The sequence below is a fragment of the Natronococcus occultus SP4 genome, assembly GCF_000328685.1.
GTDB lineage: Archaea > Halobacteriota > Halobacteria > Halobacteriales > Natrialbaceae > Natronococcus > Natronococcus occultus.
Map to the genome: position 1 here is coordinate 1046894 of NC_019974.1, position 19530 is coordinate 1066423.

A 19530-nucleotide genomic window follows, 5' to 3' on the forward strand; every position below is an offset into this window, starting at 1 on the left:
CGCGAATGGATGGGTATGGACGCGCCGACGCCGATCGCCGTCATCCTGCCGACGACGGGGTGGAACGACGTCTGCGAGCAGATCGCCGACCAGCTCCAACCGGACGACGAACTGCTCGTCGTCTGTGACGAGTTCCACGAGTCGGTCGCCGATCGTGCCGAAGCCCGTGACGGCGTCCGTTCGATCGTCGCGGGCGAACCCGAGGACTGCTCCGGGAAGGCCAACGCGATCGCGGCCGGGATGGAGGCTGCCGACGCCGAGCGGATCGTCTGGACCGACGACGACTTCTCCCACCCGTCCGGCTGGCTCGAAAAGCTGCGGATCGACTACGACCGCCGAGGGCCGACCTCCGAGCTGCCGGTGTTCGTCGGTCGGGACCCGCTTGCCGCGGTGCTCGAACCGACCCACGCGATCAGCGGAACGCTCGCCGTCTCCCTCGCGAACATCCCGTGGGGTGGGTCGCTCGTCTTCGAACGCGACGATCTCGACGACGAACAGCGGTTTCTCGACGAGCTTCGACAGACGGTAAGCGACGACGGCCTCCTCTCGGAGCACGTCGAGTTCACGACGATCAAACGGCCACGCCACGTCGAAATCGGCGGTTCGACCCGCGAAACTCTCGAGAACCAGGCCCGGTTCGTCAAGATCGTACGATACCACGATCCGACGGGAACCGCCGCTCAGGGGATGCTTGCGGCCGTGTTGACCGTCGCCTGCCTGCTGTTTCCGCTGCCGATGCTCGCACTGACGACGCTCTCGATGGCCGCGATCTACGCCGCGTTCGGCATCCACCGGTGGACGTTCCTCGCGGCCTACCCCGTGGCGCTGGCGGCGATCCCCCTGCTCGTCTACGGGCTAGCACGTCGAACGTTCGTCTGGGGTGGGCGACGCTACCGATGGGACGGGAAGTTCGATGTCACGATCGAACCGCTCTAACAGCTTTCCCCGTCGAACCCAGGTGCTCGTGCCCTGTCTCCTGAAAGCAAACTTGTCCTACGACAACCAAAATTGTTTTAGTATCGACCATCCATCCCTCGGACGATGATAGCTGCTGTCTCGCTCGGCGAGCGGGTCGGGCCGCGGACCCGCGACGTCGGTCGATCGAAACGTTCGCTCGAGGACTCGACCGGGCCGTGCCCTGCGATCTGCGGGACGGGTTTCGAAGCGGCGGAGGCGCGAGCGTGAGCGGAACGAACACCGGTCCGGAGGCGACGTTTCGACGGCGGTCGCTGGGCGAGACCGATCACCGATCGGCGCCGTGCCTCGCCGTTGCTGGCGTGTTCGTCGTCGTCGCTCGGCGGGACGGCACCGTCACGGCCTTCGAGGACGACTCCCTCGAGTCCCGGTGGACGACCGCCACCTCGGGCCGGATCCACGAACTCGCCGTCTGCGGAGACGTCGCGGTCGTCGCGACCGGCTGCGAGGGAACGGCGACGGTCGCGGCCTACGCACTCGAGGACGGCCGTCGTCGCTGGCAGTACGACGTGTCACCGCCCGACGGCGACGACGTCGGGGCCTCTCGTGTCGTCGCGCTCGAGGACGGCGCGACCGATCGGCTGTACGCGGCCGTCCGTCGCGTCGGCGACGGGAGACGGTCGGGGACCGTCCTCGCGTTCGACCGCGACGGGCGGGTCCGCTGGCGCTACGGGACCGACGCCTCGCCGGTCGCGCTCGCCGCGACCGAGCGGGGCGATCGGCTGGCGGTTGGCTACGATCGCTGCCCGGGCGCCCACGACAACGGGTTGGTCGTCCTCGAGACCGATGCCGGCGAACTCGCCTGGACCTGGGATCCCGGAACCGCGGGCGACCGCCGCGTGAGCGACGTTGCGTTCGACGGCGACACTGTCGCGGTCGCGAGCTGTGGCGACGGCTGTGGCTACCTGCTCACGGACGGCGGTGCCGAACGCTGGCGAGTCCCGTTTGGAACCGAGGACGGAGCCAGGGCTCCGACCCATGCGTACGCCCACGACGGCCGAGCGGTCTTTGCCGTCGAACCCATCGAGCACCGCGACACCGACCACCGAATCGTCGCTGTCGACGGCGACGGCGGTGCGCTGTGGACCGCTTCCGGACGGGGCCGTATCGACGGATTCGCGACGAACGGCGACGTCCTCGTCCCCCGTCCCGTCGGGGCCGACGTCGACACCCACGCGGTTCGTCGGTTCGTCCTCGAGACCGGTTCCGCCGAGGACGTGAGACTCGACGGAACCGTCACCGCCGCGACCGTCGGCGAGGGGACGATCGCGGTGATCGAACGCCGCCGTTCGTTCAGTGACGGGGAAACGACGCGCGCCGAGGACACTCTCCTCGTCGGAGCAGTCATGCAGCAGGACTGACTCTATCACGGGAACGGTTCGGTTCGTCGCGTTCCGTCGAGACGAGTCGACGGTCGCATACGCAAGGCAAACCACCACAACGGACACTCTCGTCTGTTTTTCCAGATAATGACAGAGACGAGAGAGTACGATGACTCGGCGGAGCGTTCGGATTCAGCGGACGACCGACCGGGCTTTCGTTCGGCACTGACCGACGACGAAGGTCGACCACGCCGCGTGATGACCGACGGCGGAGAGGAAGAAGCTGAGGAAGAGGAGGACGAGGAAGCCGAAGAAGACGAGGAAGCCGAAGAAGACGAGGAAGCCGAAGAAGACGAGGAAGAAGCTGAGGAAGAGGAGGACGAAGAAGCCGAAGAAGAGGAGGATGAAGACGAGGAAGAAGGTGAGGAAGGGGAGGACGAGGAAGCTGAAGACGAGGAAGAAGCTGAGGAGGACGAAGAAGCCGAAGAGGACGAGGAGGAAGCTGAGGAAGGGGAGGACGAGGAAGCTGAAGACGAGGAAGAAGCTGAGGAGGACGAAGAAGCCGAAGAGGACGAGGAGGAAGCTGAGGAAGGGGAGGACGAGGAAGCTGAAGACGAGGAAGAAGCTGAGGAAGAGGACGAAGAAGCCGAAGAGGACGAGGAGGAAGCTGAGGAAGAGGACGAAGAAGCCGAAGAGGACGAGGAGGAAGCACCCGTCGGACACGAACAGGGCGCTGAGGAGTCCTACGAGGACGACGACGCCACGAACGTGCTCCACCTCGATCTCGATGGACTGTTCCTCGACCTGCTGGGTCTCGAGGTCAACCTGGATCCGGTCGTCCTCAACCTGTCGGCCCGGCCGGGAGAGGGGAACCTGCTCGGCAACCTGCTGTCGGCGGTCTCCGGACTGCTCGACGGCTCCCAGGAGCTGCTGGGCGGCGTCCAGTCGCTGCTCGAGCGACCGGCCGAGGCGCTCTCCTCGATCGTCGACCGCTCCCAGGAAGCGCTCGCCTCCCTGGTGAGTAGGCCACAGGAGTTCGTTAGCGAACTCCTGGGCGGCGACGAGGAAGACGAGGAGGGTGATGAAGACGAGGGCGACGAGGCCGAAGACGGCGAGGACGAACAGGGCCGGATTTCGTCCGCGGCCGGGGCGGCAAGAGAGCGGATCTCGTCCGCGATCGAGACGATGACCGACAGTCTGCGCGGACTGATTCCGGATCTCCCCGTCGAGGAGTTCATCGCCACGGTAGTCCGTGAGATCCTCCAGGCGCTGATCGACCAGCTCGAGGGCGACGAAGAGGCCGACGACCAGAACGGCAACGCGGAGGCGAGTGCATAACAATGAGTGAAGCATCCGAGTCACTGACGGAACAGATCGACTACGACAAGATTACCGAGAGCCTCGAGCTCGACGACCTCCTCGAGGGAACCCAGTGGGAAGACGAGATCGACGAGGACGAGCCCCTCGGCGAGACCCTGGGAGGACTGATCGGTGCGATCATCGGTCGGAAGATCGGCGAGCAGGTCGGACAGCGGATCGGCGAACTCGTTGTCGAGGAGTTGCTGAGCGCCGACGAGGACGAAGCCGAAGATGGCGAAGACGAGGACGAAGCCGAAGATGGCGAAGACGAGGACGAAGTCGAAGATGGCGAAGACGAGGACGAGGAATCGGAGGGCGAGGACGAATCGTCCGACGGTGACGACGACGGCGAAGGGGACGAGGAGGACGAAGCCGAAGACGACGAAGGTGAGAACGAGGACGAGGAGACGGACGAAGCGGACGACGGGAACGAAGACGACGAGGACGGAGGAGAGTAGTCGTGGTGCCGAGTTCTCTACCAGCGACTCGAGGTGAGCGCGATGAGTGAGGACTCCGGACTGAAACAGATGGTCACCGACGAGGTCACCGAACAGGTCGACGTCGCCGATCTGCTCGGGGACGGCGACCTCAAGGACAACCTCGACGGCGGCGAGGTCGGTGCGGCCGTCGGCCGCCAGTTCGGCGAACAGCTCGGTCGCGAGATCGGCGCGACGGTCGGTCACGACGTCCAGGACACCCTCAGAGAGGGGCTCGAGAGCGGCAAGAGCCTCCGGGAGCTGCTCTCCGATCTCGTGGAGGCGATCCGCGCAGCGATCAGCAAGGCGATCGGTAACGTCCTCGGACAGGACGTCCTCTCGTCGGCGACCGGCGCGTTGACGGACGGTGAAACCGAGGCCGAGGACGACGAGTCGCCGGAAGCGGACACCGAGGACGAAGCGGACGAAGAGTTAGACGAAGACGAGCCGGAAGAAGCGGACACCGAGGACGAGTCGGAGGAAGAACCCGAGGACGACGACTCCGACGCCACAGACGAGGAGGCCGACGAAAGCGACAAGGCCGACGACGACGAACCCGAAAGGGAGGAGCCCGACGAGCCGTCGGTCGAAGAGCTCGAGGACCTGCGCCAGGAGACCCTCGAGGACTTCCTCGGCGTGATGTCCTACCAGGATCTCCAGTCGGTCGCCAAGGACGTCGGCGTCAAGGCCAATCTCAGCCGCGAGGAGATGACCGACGGGATCATCGAGGCCGTCGCTGACGACGACGCCGGGGCCGACGATTCGGACGACTCCGAGTAGCCTCACCGCTACCCCCATCCGACCATGACCGACGAACTCTACGACCGTATCACGGAGATACTCGACGACGCCAGCACGGAAAGTGGCGCCCTCGCCGTTCCAGACGAGGACGACGGCGCCGACGACGACCTGCTCGAGCTGGCCGAGGAGGCGGCCGACATTCTCGAGGAGACCGACCCCAAGGAGCTGCTCGAGGCGGTCGGACTGGGCACCCTCGAGGACGGTACCGAGCCCGAGACCGTCCCGGAGGCGATCACCGAGGGCAAGCCCGAACACGTCGAGGAGCTCCAGCGGCTGGTCCGGCTCGCGAAGCTCGCCGACCGGTCGGAGGAGGACGAACTCGGCGACGTGATCGCTGGACTCCGCGAGGCGACCGGCGAGGACGGCGATGCCGACTCCGAAGCCGATGACGAGGAAGAGACGGACGACGAGGACGCCGAGAGCGAGGGAGATGCAGACGATGAGGACGCCGAAAGCGAAACGGACGACGACGCGGACAGAGATGACGACGAGGCCGCGGACGAGGAGTCGGCGGACGCGAGCGACGAACTCGAGGATCGCCTCCGGGACGCCGTGGGTTCGTCGTTCGAGGAGTTCGGCGCCGACCTCGAGTCGGTTCGGGACCAGCTAGAAGCGGCGGCGGGTTCCGACGACGGGTCGGACGAGGCCGAGGAGGAAGAGGGGCTCCTCGAAGCCGCCGACGACCTCCTGGACTCCGAGGACGAGGACGACGAACTCCTCGAAGCCGCCGACGACCTCCTGGACTCCGAGGCCGAGGACGACGAACTCCTCGACTCCGACGACGAAGACGAGGAGGAGGCGGACAACGATGAGGACGAAGACGACGAGGACGATGGCCTTCTCGGCTCCGACGAGGGACTCGGCTCGAGCGAGTCCTCCCGCCACTCGACGATGGCGCCACCGCCCAACGAGCGGGCGGACATGAACGCGGTCAAGCGCCACTCGACGATGCCGAAACGAAACCGGTAGCGGTCCGTATCTCTTTGACGCTTGCTCGCGTAGCTCCGGTATGTACGATTCGATCCTCGTGGCGACCGACGGGAGCGAAGCGGCCTCGGTGGCGGTCGAACACGCGATCGACCTCGCGAGCGGACTCGGAGCGACGCTGTACGGCGTCGCCGTCGTCGAGACCCGAACCGAGTACGACAACGCCATCGTCGATCCCGACGAAGCCGAAGACCACCTCTGCGAGCGAGCGGAGGCGACACTGGCGTCCCTCGAGGAGCGAGCCGCCGGGGCCGACGTCCCCGTCGAGACGGCGGTTCGGGTCGGGGTCCCCCACGACGAAATCGTCACCTACGCCGACGACTGCGGCGTCGACGCGATCGTCGTCGGCGCCCGCGGCCGCTCCTCGTTCAAGGGCGCCCTGCTCGGCAGCACCGTCGACGCCGTCGTCAGGCTCGCAACTCGCCCGGTGCTGGTCGTCGGTGACAGGTGAGGAGTTTTGTTCCTCCTTCGAGTACCCGTTCGTGAATGCACGACTGGATCGACGGCTACGACGAGCGAGACTGGCAGACTACCGAGGAGGGAACCGTCCGCTACGCGCTGATCGGACTCGGCTGGTGGACCGTCGACGTCGCGATCCCGGCGATCGAGCACTCGGATCTCGGGGAGGTGTCGGTGCTGGTCAGCAGCTCGACGGAGAAGGCGGAACGGCTCGCCGCGGAGAACGACGTCGAGCGCGGAATCAGCTACGATCAGTATCACGACGGGGCGGCGAGCGACGCCTACGACGCCGTCTACGTCGGCACGCCGAACGCCTTCCACCTCGAGTACGCCGAAACCGCCGCCGAGCTCGGCAAGGCCGTCCTCTGTGAGAAGCCGATGGAGGCGACCGTCGAACGGGCCGAGCGACTGGTCGAGGCCTGCGAGAACGAGGTGCCGCTGATGATCGCCTACCGGATGCAGACCGAACCCGCGGTCCGACGGGCCCGAGAGCTCGTCGAGTCGGGCTTCCTCGGCGAACCAGTTTCAGTCTACGGCGCGAACGGCCAGCCGCTGCTCGAGATGAACCCCGATCACGACCAGTGGCGCCTCGACCCCGACCTGTCGGGGTACGGCACCTCGGTGATGGATCTGGGAATCTACTCGATCAACACCACCCGATACCTGCTCCGGCGGGAGCCGGTGAGCGTCGCCTCGCGCATGTCGTCTCACCACGTGGCCTTCGCCGACGTTCCCGACGAGCGTGCGTCCTCGTCGCTGCTGCTCGAGGACGACGTCCACGTGATCACGACCTCGAGCCAGCGGGCCCACGAGGACACGCACCTGAAGCTCACCGGAACCGAGGGGACGATCGAGCTCGATCCGGCGTTCCACGGCGAGGCGACCCTGAAACTCTCCCGTAGCGCCGTCTCGGTCGAGGTCGATCACGGCGAGTTCGACGCTCAGCGGGAAGTACGGGAGGTATTCGACTACTTCGCGGATCGCGTGCTGACCGACGCCGAGATCTATCCCGACGGTCGCCACGGTCTCGTCGACATGCGGATCATCGAGGCGATCCACCGGGCCGCCGAGGAGGGTGAACCGGTCGAGCTCTAGGGTTGGCTGGGGAGCTCGTAGCACGCTGCGTAGAAGATATCAAATTTAGAGAGAAAGACCGATCTATATAGTTCTATATCTCATCCCACAGAAGTGGGATCGATTTCACGAAGTAATACCTCGAATTCTCCATCGAACGTCGTATTTACGGTCCTGAGACGTCCCTCCAGAGAAGTCGATCAACAGTAGGTAGAATGACGCCATGGGGAACGTGAGAAAAGCTGAGAGCCGCTGAACCGGGCCATATAACGCGGAAAACTCCTATAGAATATAGAACTCGTGAAATTATATAGATATTGTGGCTCGGGGATAACAGTCTATATCCTGATATCAGTACTATCGATTCGAAACGAACCGTTCATCGCCAGGAAGCGCAGTCTCGGTCGAGCAACCCGGCCCGACCGAGACGACGCGGGGAATCCGTCGATCCCGAATGCGGCTCTGACAGGGGAGGAAGTTCGCGAACGGTAGCGCTGACCGATGGCGTTCGAACTGCGGAAACAGCGATCGGTTGATCGTGGTAGCCGTCCTGCCCTCCAATAATTTATACAGATGTATGGGTGTAATAGATTTGAGGTCGCTCGAACGTCCCTTTCGAACAGGAAGCTCTTCTCGCCCGTGCGTTCGAAAGAGCCGAACGGAGGTGCGACGATTGCGCAGCGCCCCGTCGCTACCCGTGGGCGAAGTTGATCTCCACCTCGTTGGTCGCGCCGAGCAGCAGCGCCGGGAGCTCGTCAGTTAGCCGGTCGCCGCGCAGCCGGTTGGCCGGTCCCGCGACGCTAATCGCGCCGATCGCGGTCCCGGACTCGTCCCTTATCGGCGCGCCGACGGCGTGTACTCCTCGAACCGACTCCTCTCGGTTGAAGGCGTACCCCCGCTTGCGGATCGTTGCTAGCTGCTCGGCCAGCTCGCTGCGGTCGGTGATCGTCCGATCGGTCGTTGCAGCGAGTCCCCGCCGGTCGACGATTTCCTCGACCCGTTCGTCGGGGAGATTCGCGAGGATCGCCTTCCCCGCGGCGAACTGGTGGAGCGGGGTTCGCTTGCCGATACGGGCGTGGGTTCGCACCGAGTGGCGTCCCTCGGCGCCGTAGATGTGGACGCCGACCCCGTGCTCCTCGATCACACACCAGACCTTCTCGTCGGTTTCGTCGGCGAGTTCGTCGACCTTCGGCTGGACGAACTCGTACAGCGGATGGCGGTTCCGGACGTAGACCCCGTAGTCGAGAAAGCGCATGCCGATGCGGTAGGTATCTCCGTCCCGGACGAGCAGCTCCCGGGCCTCGAGGGTCTTGACGTGGCGATAGACCGTGCTCTTCGCGAGCCCGAGCTCGTCGGCGATCGCGGTGATTCCGGCGCCGTCCCGTCGTTTCAGGAGGTCGACGATCTCGAACGCCGTGTCGACGGTTTCGACCGGTCTGTGTCCCGATTCCATACCGAACCCACCGTGCGGACCTCCAAAAGCATTGTTCCCGTTATTCGAACGGCGCCGTCTCGCCGGCAGCGTCGCCCAGCTAGGTGGTCTGGGAGTACTCTTCGATCCACTCCTGGAGCGTGATTCCCATCGTCGCCTGCGTGATCGCGTTCGAGGACGCCGAGTTTGCGCTCTTGACGAGCTCCGCTTCGAGGGTGCGCGTCGGCACCTCCCCGAAGAAGTGGGGGATCGCCCGCTGGACGGCGAGCGGACAGCCGACCTCGTGGGCCAGCGCGTACCCCGAGATGGAGTGGGGAATCTCCTCGCTGACGTACCGCGGGTCGGGATCGTCGAGGAGCGTCTCGTCGACGTGAGCGGGGTACTCGTAACACTTCCCGACGTCGTGGAGGAGACACGCGGCCGCGATCGTGTCCGTATCGGGGTCGGCGCCGTGGAACGTCCGCTGTTCGGCGGCGCTCTCGAGCGCGATACGGGTGACTCCGCGGACGTGCTCGACGTTCGTCACCTCCTGGATGTTCCAGGCGTAGGGGACGTCCTCGATATCGCGCCAGCCGCCGCGTTCCAGCCCGAGCACCCACGCCTCGACGACCCGCTCCCGGAGGTCGTCGCTCTCGATGCGCTCGAGTTCGGGGAACGCGTCACGGACTTGCTCGCCGAAATCGACGTCTGTCATCGCGATCAGCGCTCGTCCTCGCGCTTGACGAGTCGTTCCCGCCCGATGAACCGGGGGCGCTCGCCGATCGCGAGGAAATTGTCGACGTCCTCGCGGGCTTCCCTGGCCGTCCCCTTCTCTGGGTTGTAGTCCCGCGACCCTTCGCTGCCAAGCGCGTCGTACAGTTTCTCGACGTCCTCGAAGTAGAGCTCGGCGACGCCGTCGAACTCGGCGCTTTCGGGATCGGTCGGGGCGACCGTGTTGTACTTCACGACGCCGTCGATCTCGCGGGCGATCGGGGTGTGTTCGGTCTGCCAGTAGTCGACGAACTCCTCGTGGCTCATCCCCTCCTTCCGGACGAGGAAGGCGGAGTGTTTGTAGAGCCCGTCCGTGTCGCCGTCGACCTCGTCCTTCTGGACGGTCTCCTCGCCGATGATCCGGGGTCGCTCGTCGATGGCGAGGAAGTGTTCGACGTCCTCGCGGGCTTCCCTGGCCGTCCCCTTCTCGGGATCGTAGTCCCGCGACCCCTCGCTGCCCAGCGCGTCGTACAGTTTCTCGACGTCCTCGAAGTAGAGTTCGGCAAGCCCGTCGAACTCGGCGTTTTCGGGGTCGGTCGGCAGCACCTGCTGGTAGCGAACGACGCCCTCGATCCCGCGGGCGATCGGGGTGTGTTCGGTCTGCCAGTAGTCGACGAACTCCTCGTGGCTCATCCCCTCCTTCCGGACGAGGAGGGCGACGTGTTTGTACATCGGAACGACGGTTCTCCGCACAGACAAATAAAGCATGAGGGGAGTGACCGTTTCCCACTGATGGGACCATCTGTCGGCTACGAACGGTATCTCGACCGTAGCTCTCCCACCTACGGATGAGATTTGTGGGGTACGAGACCGTACCGCACCGATAGAACGAAGTCGAGGGATCACGACGGTACGGCTGCATGATCAAACAGGTCGAGTTTCTGGTTCGCAGAGACGAGTACGATCACGAGGAGTTCGTCGAGTGGTGGCAGGGCGACCACGCCGACCTCGCGCGCGACCTGCCCGGACTGAAACGCTACAGCACGTCCGTTCCGACGAACCCCGAGGCCGTCGCGTACGACGGCGTCCTCGAACTGGCTTTCGACGATATGGCAGCGCTCGAGGACGCCTTCGACTCCGAGACGGGCCAGGCAGTCATGGCCGACGCAGCCGACTACATCGATTTCGACGCCGGCGAGCGCATGATCGTCGAGGAGACGGTTCACGTCGACGAGAGATGACGACCACCGCCGCCGCGATCGTCGAGACCCTCGAAGCGCTCGAGGTCGAGTACGTCTTCGGCTACCCCGGCGGGCGCGCGATCGAGCTGCTCGAACACGTCCCGGACTCGGAGATCGACCTCGTCCGACCCCGCGACGAGCGCGAGGCCAGCGTCATGGCCGAGACCTACGGCCGACTCACCGGGAATCCGGGAGTACTCACGGGGCAGGGACCGTGGATCGGCAGTCTGGGGCTGATGGGCCAGCTGGAGGCCCGCCTCGGCTCCTCGCCGATGGTCGTGCTCACCGAGGCCTCCGAACGGGGCGAGTACTCGACGCTGGCGCCGTACCAGCAGGCCCGCGGGGATTACGGGGGGTTCAGTCTCCCGAAGATCCTCGACGGCGTCAGCAAGGAGTGGTGGTTCCCCCGGACGCCGACCGAGACGCTGCGAAGCGTCCAGCTCGCGTTCAAACACGCCGTCGCGGGCCGTCCCGGTCCCACGGCGGTCGTGCTGGACGGGGACGCGATCACCGACGCGGTGCCCGACGACCCGACCCCGCCCGCGTGGGAGGCGAGCGAACAGGTCCGGAGCTGGGACGCCGCGCCGACCGCGACAGACGTGGCCTCGGCGGCTGAAGCGTTCGAGGACGCCGACCGACCGGTAATCGTCGCGGGCAACGGGGTCCACGCCGCCCGAGCCTACGACGAACTCGCCGCGGCCGCCGACGCCTACGACTGCGCCGTCGTCACCTCCTACCTGGGGAAGTCGACGTACCCGGAGACCGACGACCGCGCCGCGGGCGTCATGGGCTCGTTCGGCCACGAGGGTGCCAACCGGGTCGTCAGCGAGGCCGACGCGTTGCTCGTGGTCGGCTGCCGACTGAACCCGATGGACACCAACTGGCAGGCGCCCGACTTTATTCGTCCGGGGGAGCAGACGATCGTCCACGCCGACGTCGACGCCCGCAACGCCGGCTGGGTCTACCCCGCGGATGTGGGACTGATCGGCGACGCGAAAGCGAGCCTCACGGCGCTCGCCGAGGCCGGCGGCGCCGAGAACGGCTGGGCGCTCGAGCGAGCGGCCCAGGCCCGGGAGTGGTTCACCGCACCCGAATGCGAGGACGACGCGGCGCCGATCAAGCCCCAGCGCGCAGCGACGGAAATCCAGGCCGTCGTCGACGAGGACACCGTTGTCACGGCAGACTCCGGCAACAACCGGTTCTGGCTGCTGTACTACCTCCAGACGCCCGCGGTTCGCACCTACTTCGGCAGCGGCGGCGTCGGCGGGATGGGGTGGGCGAACCCGGCGGCAGTGGCCGCGGCGCTTGCCACCGAGAAGGACGTGATCGCCGTTGCGGGCGATGGGGGGTTCTCGATGACGATGAACAGCGTCGAGACGGCCGCCGAGTACGGCGTTGCACCGATGTTCGTCGTCCTGAACGACACCAGCCTCGGGATGGTCCGCCAGATGCAGGGCGAGGACGAGATCGCCGGCGTCGAGTTCCACGACACGGACTTCGTGGCCGTCGCCGAGGCGTTCGGCGCGGTCGGAACTCGCGTGACCGCTCCCGACGAGTTCGCCGACGCGCTCGCCGAGGGGAAGGCGGCGGACGTCCCCCACGTCCTCGACGTGCGAATCGACCGCGAGGAGGAGATGGCGGAGACGCTTTCGTCCTCGTTCTACGAGTCGGTCGGGGGGCTCCACGAGTAATCTCACCGCGAACTTATACGTGAACGATCGACATACCACGAACACATGAACGACGACACAACGGTACTGGTAACCGGCGGCACCGGCTTCATCGGTTCCTACGTGGTACAGGAGCTGCTCGAACACGACCGCGACGTCGTGGCCTACGACCGCTCGACGGAGACGGAGATCCTCGAGAAACTCGGCGTCGCCGACGAGGTCGCGGTGCGACGCGGCGACGTCTCCGAACCGACCGACATGATTCGTGCGGTCAAGGAGACGGGGGCGACCCACGTCATCCACCTCGCCGCGTTGCTGACGACGACCGCCCGGGAGCACCCGCGGGCCGCGGCCGAGGTGAACATTATGGGGACGAACACCGTCCTCGAGGCCGCCCGCGTCCTCGACGACCAGGTCGAGCGCGTCGCCTGGGCGTCCTCGGCGGCGGCGTACGCCCCGCCGCATAACTACGACGCCGAGTGGGTCGACGAGGACGAGCTCCTCTATCCGGAGACGCTCTACGGGGCGACCAAGGAGTACAACGAACACCAGGCACGGGTCTACCACGAGGAGTACGGACTCGACCACGTCGCGCTCCGGCCGACGGTCGCCTACGGGCCCTACCGCGAAACCGGTGGATCGGCCTTTCTCGCGAACATTATCGAGAAACCCGCGCTCGGTGAGTCCTACAGCGTCGAGTACGGCGACCAGGCGATCGACTGGCAACACGTCGAGGATATCGCCCAGGCGTTCCGGAAGGCGGTCTTTACCCCGGAGTCGGAGCTCACCCAGCGCGTCTACAACGTCCGCGGCGTGCTGGCGACGGTCCGTGAGGCCGCCGAAACCGTCGAATCGATCGTGTCCGACGCCGAGGTCGAGGTTTCCGACGACGGCGAACTTCCCTGGACACAGAACCTCGACATGACGAAGGCACGGGAGGATCTCGGCTACGAGCCCGAGTACGACCTCGAGTCGGGCTTCCGGAAGTACGTCAACGTGCTTCGCGAGGAGGCGGGGCTCGAGTCGGTGTAGTCGCTCGGGTCGAGCGACCGGACACTGATCGTCCGCTCCTTTCGAGCCGGATCAGCGGTCGAACTCAGTCCGGGACGTCGATCGGCGCGTCCTTGCGCTCGAGGATCCCGTGGATCTCTTCGCCCTCGAGGAGATCGACCAGGCTCTCCTCGCCGGCTCGGTAGGAGGCGAGCTCCGAGTCGCTCAGGTAGGTTTCGATCTCTTCGTCCTCGAGGAGTGCTTCGAGGGTGTCGTCGACGTCTTCCGGATCGTAGCCGGGAACTGGCATGCGATAGCACATGCCGTCGACGCTCTTATACTATGGCGTCGACACCCGCCAGCGGTACGGTTTAGTGGATTGCACTGATATGTCACCCCATGACGTTCCATGAGCGCGATTACATGCAGGGGACGCTGGGAACCCAGGCCGTCGACTGGGAGGAGCGGATCAATACCCAGCGGCTGCGCGAGGAGCGCAGGGAGCGGGCGCTCGCCCGGCTGCAGGAGACCGACCTCGGCGCGATGTTGCTTCTCTCGGATCCGAACATCCGGTACGTGACCGGGCTGGCGATGACCGGCGGGAGCGGCGCGGACCACTACACGCTGCTGACCGAGGACGGCGATATCGTCCACTGGGATACCGCCGACCACGCGAGCAACCAGCGGGCGAACTGCCCCTGGCTCCACGACATCCGGTACGCCTGCCCCGGTCTCGGCAACGTCCCGCGGGCTTCGGGCAGTCCCTCCGCCCGGCAGTTCCTGTTGTCGACGATGGCCGAAACGGTCCACGAGGCCATGGAGGAGTACGGCGTTGCCGACGAGAAATTGGGGATCGACGTCGGCAACCGGAGACTGCTCGAGGCCTTCGAGGACCGCGGGGTCGAGACCGACCACGGAACGGCCCAGTCGGTGATGGAAGACGCCCGGAAGATCAAGACCGACGAGGAGATCGAGTGTCTGCGACAGGTCGCGGCGATCTGCGAGGCCGGCTTCCAACGGATCACAGAGTCCGCAAGGCCGGGAAAGCGCGAGAACGAGGTCTGGGGCGACGCCGTGCAGGAACTCTGGCGCCACGGCGCGTTCGTCGGCGGCGGCTATCTTACCTCGGGGCCGAACACTTGGCCGAAACACCAGGCCAACACCACCGATCGGGCGATCCGACCCGGCGACCTCGTCTACGCCGATTTTTACAATATCGGCTACCTGGGCTACCGGTCGTGTTACTACCGCACGTTCTCGATGGGCGAGCCCACCCAGGAACAGCGGGAGGCCTACGAGACCGCTCGAGATAACCTCTACGACGTCCTCGAACGGATCGAACCCGGCGCAACGACCGACGAGATTGCGCAGGGATTCCCGGACATGGAGGGCGAGCATGCCGACTACTACGACGCCGACGAACACTGGCAGCTGACGACCAACCACTGGGCCCACGGGCTCGGTCTACAGCTGTACGAGGTGCCGCTGATCTGGCGAGGACTCTCCCCCGACCATCCAATCGAGATCGAGGAGGGGATGACGATGGCCGTCGAGACCCAGGAGCCTGCCGGTCGGCAGGGCGTCCGCGTCGAGGAGATGGTCGTCGTCCGATCGGACGGCGTCGAGATCCTGAGCCAGTGGCCCGTCGAGGAGATCACTGTTATCGACTACTGAACGCGCTGTAACGTCTGCCGGCCTCTGTACTCGAGGTAGCATGCGTCGCTCGTTTCGACAACTCGCTCAACGGCGGTAGAGTGACTCACATCGAACCGGAGTCCCATCACTAGCTGGTTCGCCAACAGTTATGCCGAGTCCCGGTGATACGGTGAGTATGAAACTCGGGACCGGCCTGTTCACCGCCCAGCAGCGGCCCGACGACGACCGCGAGCCCAGCGCGCTGTATGACGAGCTCCTGGGGCTGACCCGCGAGATCGAGGACGCGGGACTGGACAGCGCGTGGGTGTCCGAACACCACTTCGAGGCGGACGGCTACCTCTCGGGAACGATGCCGACGCTGGGGGCGATGGCCGCCGAGAGCGAGGAGCTCGAGATCGGCAGCTGCGTCGCGCTCGGGCCGCTGTACGATCCGATCCGACTCGCCGAGGACGCGGCGACGGTCGATCTCCTCTCGGACGGGCGGCTCACGCTCGGGCTCGCCATCGGATCGAACCCGCGGGAGTTCGACGTCTTCGGCGTTCCGCGCGAGGAACGCGCCGAGCGCCTCGAGGACCTGCTGTCGTTCCTGCGGGGCGCCTGGAGCGACGGCTCACTCGAGTACGACGCCGACTTCCACGACGTGTCGACCGACGTCTCGATCACACCGAACCCCGTCGACGGGGACGTCCCGGTTATGCTCGGCGGCGCGGCCAAACCCGCGGTCCGTCGCGCGGCCCGGATCGCGGACGGCTGGTGTGCTCCCTCTGCGCTATCGGTCGCGGACGTCCGGAAGCGCGTCGAGGACGTCCGTCGGGTCCGGAACGAGGAGGACGCCTCGGGCGAGTTCACGATCTACGTCCTCCAGCACGGCTGGGTCGGCGACTCCCGCAAGGACGCCTGGGAGACGATGCGCGACGGCTACTTCTACCTTCAACGGCGGTACGCGGAGATCTTCTCGGGCGACTCGGTCGACGAACTCGACGAGAAGCGCAAACAGGAACTGAAGGAGCAGGCGATCTTCGGCACGCCCGAGCAGGTCCGCGACGAGCTCGAGACCTACCGCGAGGCGCTCGGCGACGACGTTCACTTCATTCTCCGGACGTACTACCCCGGCGTCGAGACCGAGGCGACGGTCGACTGCGTCCACCGTCTCGGCGAGGAGGTCGCGCCGGAGCTGCGATAGCCCGACTGCAGGAAACGGCGTTATCCTGTCTTGTACACGCCGCGGGCGTCCGCGATCAGCGTTCCGACGGCTTCGCCGTCTTCACGGGACTCTCTCGGAGTCTCGCTGTCGTCTTCCGCCGCGTAGACCTCGACGTCGACGGTCCCGACGTCGCCCCCACAGCGCACCACGTCGGCCTCGGCGTAGAGATCGCCGGTCCCCGCGCTGAGGTAGTCGATGCGCATATCGATCGTCGGGACGGGCTGGTCGACCAGCGAGACCAGCGCCGCGCCGCCGACGGTGTCGGCCAGCGTGAACGTGACGCCGCCGTGAGCCATCAACTCCTCGTCGTTCCAGGAGAGCTCCTCGCGCATCTCGAGGCGTCCCTCGGCGCGACCGTCGGCACACTCCGTGAGCTCGATTCCCAGCAGGGACGCAAAGGGCATCCCCTCGAAGAACGCTTCGATATCCATGCAACACGGTGCCGTACGAATCCCATTGAATGTTACCCCGCGCACGGTGGCGCGGGGAATCCTGCTCTCACGAGGGCAGGCTTCCTGTTTCGATGACGTGACTTGCAGAGACCTCTCGAAAGTCATCGGCGTCCGTAGCGGTCACAGTCTCCACAGGCGTTTCTTCGGGCCATCCCAGTCCTAACTCAGCAAAGCCGCGCTTGAGGACGTTCATCGCCGCGTTCGCGTCCCTGTCCGTCTCGAATCCACAACTCGGACAGGAGTGTTCACGAATCCAGATGGGCTTCGCTGTCTCCACACCGCACGATGCACATTCTTTGGTGGTGCCTCGTGCTTCGACCTCTACGACGTGCGTCCCGTACAGGTCGGCCTTGTAGTCAAGGAGGGTAATGAACTGTCGCCACGCCGCGTCCTGCTTGTTCCGAGCGTTCCCATCCTCTTGAAGCATTCCAGCGACGTTGAGGTCTTCCACGAACACGGCATCGTACTCTTTGACGAGCCACGTCGTACTCTTGTGCTGGTAGTCCAGCACTTTCCGCTTGATGTGACGCTTGACCTTCGCCACTTCTCGGCGGTGCTTCTCGTAGTTGTTTGACCCCTTCTCCTTGCGAGACAACTTGCGTTGTTCGCGGCGCAATCGCTCGTAGTCGTCTTCAAGATCGAGCCAATCCACGGTCTTGCCATCGCTGGTGTGGACGTAGTTCTGGATGCCGAGGTCAATTCCGACGCTGTTACTCGCGTCCAGCGAGTCACCGTCGGGTTTCTCCGGTAGGCCAGCTTCGTCGGTTTCCAACCCGAACGAGACGAACCACTCGCCGGTCGTCTCCTTTTTGAACGAGACTTCTTTGATGGTGGCGTGGTCGGGAATCGGACGGGAATACCGGATTTTCACCCACCCGATTTTGCTGAAGCGGACGTAAGCGTAGTTGTCGTGGCCCCTCTTTTCATCGAGGTCGAAACCAGACTGGTTGTACGTCACGCTTCGGTACTCGCTGGGTGCTTGCCGCTTGAGCCGACCGACGGTGTATCCCTTCTCTTTGAGTTCGCTGAGGACGGTGAGGTTGTGGTGGAAGCGTGCGACGGTGGCTTGCGCGGCCTTCGAGTGTAGTTCACCGAATAGTGACCACTTTTGCTTCCACTCGGGAAGCTTGTTGTTCTGGTCGTATTCACTCGGTTTGTCGTCCTGTGGGCTGTTCTGGTAGTCCCAGCGGACGTGGTTGTAGAGTTGGCGATGAACGTCGAGATGGTGTTCCAGTCGCTCCGCTACCTCTTGTGTCGGGTAGGCGCGGTAGCGGTGACTGTATTCCATCGCTGTCTGTTGGGTAGAGATATGTTTACTTAATGGATTGTGTCACGAGTTGTCGGCTTCATCCCCGACCACGGTGGGTCGGGGTATTCGCCTCGGTGACCAATATAAAAGTAACAGGCCGCTCCGATTTCCGGCGCGAGCGCGTCAGCGGTGATCGTAGACGCGCTTGACCTTCCCCACCTCCGTCCGCTCGATCGTATCGTGCTCGACCAGCTCGAGGACGTCGGGTCGGATGGAGAGGACGTTCGTCAGCCGGTCGAGGACTGCCTCCCGGAGCGACTCCCGGTCGCCGTCGAACCCCGTCGTCAGCTCGACGGTCAGCGCCATCCGATCCAGTTCGTCCTCGCGGGAGAGATCGATCCGGTAGTACGGCGCCACCGCGTCGAACTCGAGGACGACGTCCTCGATCTGGCTCGGATACAGGCTGACCCCCCGGACGACGAACTGGTCGTCGGCCCGGCCCGTAACGCTGTCCATTCGGGCCGTCGTTCGGCCACAGCCACACTCGTCGGTAGTGAGCGAGGTGAGATCACCGGTTCGGTAGCGCAACACGGGGAGCGCTTCCTTCGACAGCGAGGTCAGTACCAGTTCTCCCTCCGCTCCCTCCGGGAGCGTCTCGCCCGTCTTCGGATCGATCACCTCGGGGTAGAAGTGGTCCTCCCAGACGTGCATCCCGTTCTGGGCCTCGCGACACTCGACGGCGACGCCGGGGCCGATCAGCTCCGAGAGGCCGTAGTTCTCGATCCCGACCGCGCCGAGCCGCTCCTCGAGTTCCGCGCGCATCGGTTCGGTACAGGGTTCGGCGCCGTACAGCACCGTCGAGAGCGGCAGCTCGCGGGGATCGACGCCCATCTCGTGGGCGGTCTCGGCGAAGTACAGCGCGTACGACGGCGTGCAGGCGAGGACGTCGCTCCCGAGGTCGCGGGCGAGTTCGACCTGTCGCCGGGTGTTCCCGCTTCCCGACGGGATCACCGTCGCGCCGAGCTCCTCGGCCCCGGCGTGGAACCCCAGGCCACCGGTGAAAAGGCCGTAGCCGTAGGCGTTCTGGACGGTATCGCTCGAGTCGATCCCCGCCGCGGCCATCGAACGGGCCATCACCTCGTCCCACAGCTCAAGGTCGCGTTCGGTGTAGCCGACGATCTTGGGTTTGCCCGTCGTGCCCGACGAGGCGTGGATACGCAGGAGCTCGTCGTCGTCCACGGCGAAGAGGCCGTCGGGGTACTCGTCGCGGAAGTTCTCCTTCGTCGTGAACGGCAACAGCTCGATGTCCTCGACTGACTGTACGTCCTCGGGCGAGATTCCGGCCTCGTCCAGCCGTTCGCGGTAGAAGGGGACGTTCTCGTAGGCGTGGGCGACGGTCTCGTTGAGCCGCTCGGCCTGCAGCTCACGGCGCTCCTCGCGGGCGGCGCGCTCGGTGGTCCCTGCCATGGCTCGTCCCGAGTCCACGACACCGA

Annotated in this window: 20 protein-coding genes; 13 read left to right on the forward strand and 7 right to left on the reverse strand. The window is 65.4% G+C overall.

Features of this window, described 5'->3' with window-relative positions; genetic code table 11:
• The first annotated feature begins 15 nt into the window (after nt 1–15).
• The 8 genes from NATOC_RS05260 (at nt 16) to gfo6 (ending at nt 7474) form a co-directional block, all read left to right on the forward strand.
• A complete protein-coding gene (locus NATOC_RS05260; protein ID WP_015320387.1) occupies nt 16–936 on the forward strand; it encodes a glycosyltransferase in 921 nt (306 codons plus the stop codon).
• 245 nt (nt 937–1181) lie between these two features.
• Entirely contained in the window at nt 1182–2336 is a 1155-nt protein-coding gene (locus tag NATOC_RS05265; RefSeq protein WP_049888659.1) for an outer membrane protein assembly factor BamB family protein, read from the forward strand.
• A gap of 108 nt (nt 2337–2444) precedes the next feature.
• Nucleotides 2445–3635: a hypothetical protein gene (locus NATOC_RS21705; RefSeq protein WP_015320389.1), complete on the forward strand. Its 1191-nt coding sequence runs from the start codon at nt 2445–2447 to the stop codon at nt 3633–3635.
• A 2-nt stretch (nt 3636–3637) separates the two neighbouring features.
• Nucleotides 3638–4114, forward strand: a complete 477-nt coding sequence (locus NATOC_RS21710) for a hypothetical protein (RefSeq protein ID WP_015320390.1) — start codon at nt 3638–3640, stop codon at nt 4112–4114.
• A 42-nt stretch (nt 4115–4156) separates the two neighbouring features.
• Nucleotides 4157–4912: a hypothetical protein gene (locus NATOC_RS05280; RefSeq protein ID WP_015320391.1), complete on the forward strand. Its 756-nt coding sequence runs from the start codon at nt 4157–4159 to the stop codon at nt 4910–4912.
• Between the two features lie 24 nt (nt 4913–4936).
• Nucleotides 4937–5902, forward strand: coding sequence for a hypothetical protein (locus tag NATOC_RS05285; RefSeq protein ID WP_015320392.1), 966 nt, complete (start codon nt 4937–4939; stop codon nt 5900–5902).
• 40 nt (nt 5903–5942) lie between these two features.
• On the forward strand, nt 5943–6371 hold the full coding sequence (locus NATOC_RS05290; RefSeq protein WP_015320393.1) for a universal stress protein: 429 nt from the start codon (nt 5943–5945) through the stop codon (nt 6369–6371).
• A 35-nt stretch (nt 6372–6406) separates the two neighbouring features.
• A complete protein-coding gene (gfo6, locus tag NATOC_RS05295) occupies nt 6407–7474 on the forward strand; it encodes a D-xylose 1-dehydrogenase Gfo6 (RefSeq protein ID WP_015320394.1) in 1068 nt (355 codons plus the stop codon).
• Between the two features lie 670 nt (nt 7475–8144).
• On the opposite strand, the gene NATOC_RS05300 is transcribed toward gfo6, so the two are convergent.
• The 3 genes from NATOC_RS05300 to NATOC_RS05310 form a co-directional block, all read right to left on the reverse strand.
• Nucleotides 8145–8906 (reverse strand): IclR family transcriptional regulator, encoded by a 762-nt coding sequence (locus tag NATOC_RS05300; RefSeq protein WP_015320395.1) that lies wholly within the window; start codon nt 8904–8906, stop codon nt 8145–8147.
• A gap of 79 nt (nt 8907–8985) precedes the next feature.
• A complete protein-coding gene (locus NATOC_RS05305) occupies nt 8986–9579 on the reverse strand; it encodes an HD domain-containing protein (RefSeq protein ID WP_015320396.1) in 594 nt (197 codons plus the stop codon).
• 5 nt (nt 9580–9584) lie between these two features.
• Nucleotides 9585–10307, reverse strand: a complete 723-nt coding sequence (locus tag NATOC_RS05310) for an EthD domain-containing protein (RefSeq protein ID WP_015320397.1) — start codon at nt 10305–10307, stop codon at nt 9585–9587.
• 188 nt (nt 10308–10495) lie between these two features.
• Here NATOC_RS05310 and NATOC_RS05315 point away from each other — a divergent pair, with 188 nt between their 5' ends.
• The 3 genes from NATOC_RS05315 to NATOC_RS05325 are packed head-to-tail and all read left to right on the forward strand — an operon-like array spanning nt 10496 to nt 13518.
• Nucleotides 10496–10816: an EthD family reductase gene (locus NATOC_RS05315; protein WP_015320398.1), complete on the forward strand. Its 321-nt coding sequence runs from the start codon at nt 10496–10498 to the stop codon at nt 10814–10816.
• The gene (locus tag NATOC_RS05320; RefSeq protein WP_015320399.1) at nt 10813–12507 is read left to right on the forward strand and encodes a thiamine pyrophosphate-binding protein; all 1695 of its coding nucleotides are present in this window, start codon (nt 10813–10815) and stop codon (nt 12505–12507) included. Before NATOC_RS05315 ends, NATOC_RS05320 begins: the two co-directional genes overlap by 4 nt.
• Before the next feature lie 45 nt (nt 12508–12552).
• Entirely contained in the window at nt 12553–13518 is a 966-nt protein-coding gene (locus tag NATOC_RS05325; RefSeq protein ID WP_015320400.1) for an NAD-dependent epimerase/dehydratase family protein, read from the forward strand.
• 64 nt (nt 13519–13582) lie between these two features.
• On the opposite strand, the gene NATOC_RS05330 is transcribed toward NATOC_RS05325, so the two are convergent.
• Entirely contained in the window at nt 13583–13786 is a 204-nt protein-coding gene (locus NATOC_RS05330) for a hypothetical protein (RefSeq protein WP_049888660.1), read from the reverse strand.
• 89 nt (nt 13787–13875) lie between these two features.
• Between NATOC_RS05330 and NATOC_RS05335 the strand changes: the two genes are divergently transcribed.
• Both NATOC_RS05335 and NATOC_RS05340 read left to right on the forward strand, forming a co-directional pair.
• Nucleotides 13876–15150: a M24 family metallopeptidase gene (locus NATOC_RS05335; RefSeq protein ID WP_015320402.1), complete on the forward strand. Its 1275-nt coding sequence runs from the start codon at nt 13876–13878 to the stop codon at nt 15148–15150.
• Nucleotides 15151–15307: 157 nt separating this feature from the next.
• Nucleotides 15308–16315 carry an LLM class flavin-dependent oxidoreductase gene (locus tag NATOC_RS05340; protein WP_015320403.1) on the forward strand — a complete coding sequence of 336 codons (1008 nt, stop codon included), beginning with the start codon at nt 15308–15310 and terminating at the stop codon, nt 16313–16315.
• A gap of 20 nt (nt 16316–16335) precedes the next feature.
• Here NATOC_RS05340 and NATOC_RS05345 read toward each other — a convergent pair whose 3' ends face one another.
• The 3 genes from NATOC_RS05345 to paaK form a co-directional block, all read right to left on the reverse strand.
• Nucleotides 16336–16767: a PaaI family thioesterase gene (locus NATOC_RS05345; protein WP_015320404.1), complete on the reverse strand. Its 432-nt coding sequence runs from the start codon at nt 16765–16767 to the stop codon at nt 16336–16338.
• 67 nt (nt 16768–16834) lie between these two features.
• Complete coding sequence (locus NATOC_RS05350; RefSeq protein ID WP_015320405.1) at nt 16835–18076, reverse strand: RNA-guided endonuclease InsQ/TnpB family protein; 1242 nt, start codon at nt 18074–18076, stop codon at nt 16835–16837.
• A gap of 144 nt (nt 18077–18220) precedes the next feature.
• Nucleotides 18221–19504 carry a phenylacetate--CoA ligase PaaK gene (gene paaK, locus NATOC_RS05355; RefSeq protein WP_015320406.1) on the reverse strand — a complete coding sequence of 428 codons (1284 nt, stop codon included), beginning with the start codon at nt 19502–19504 and terminating at the stop codon, nt 18221–18223.
• Between the last annotated feature and the right edge of the window lie 26 nt (nt 19505–19530).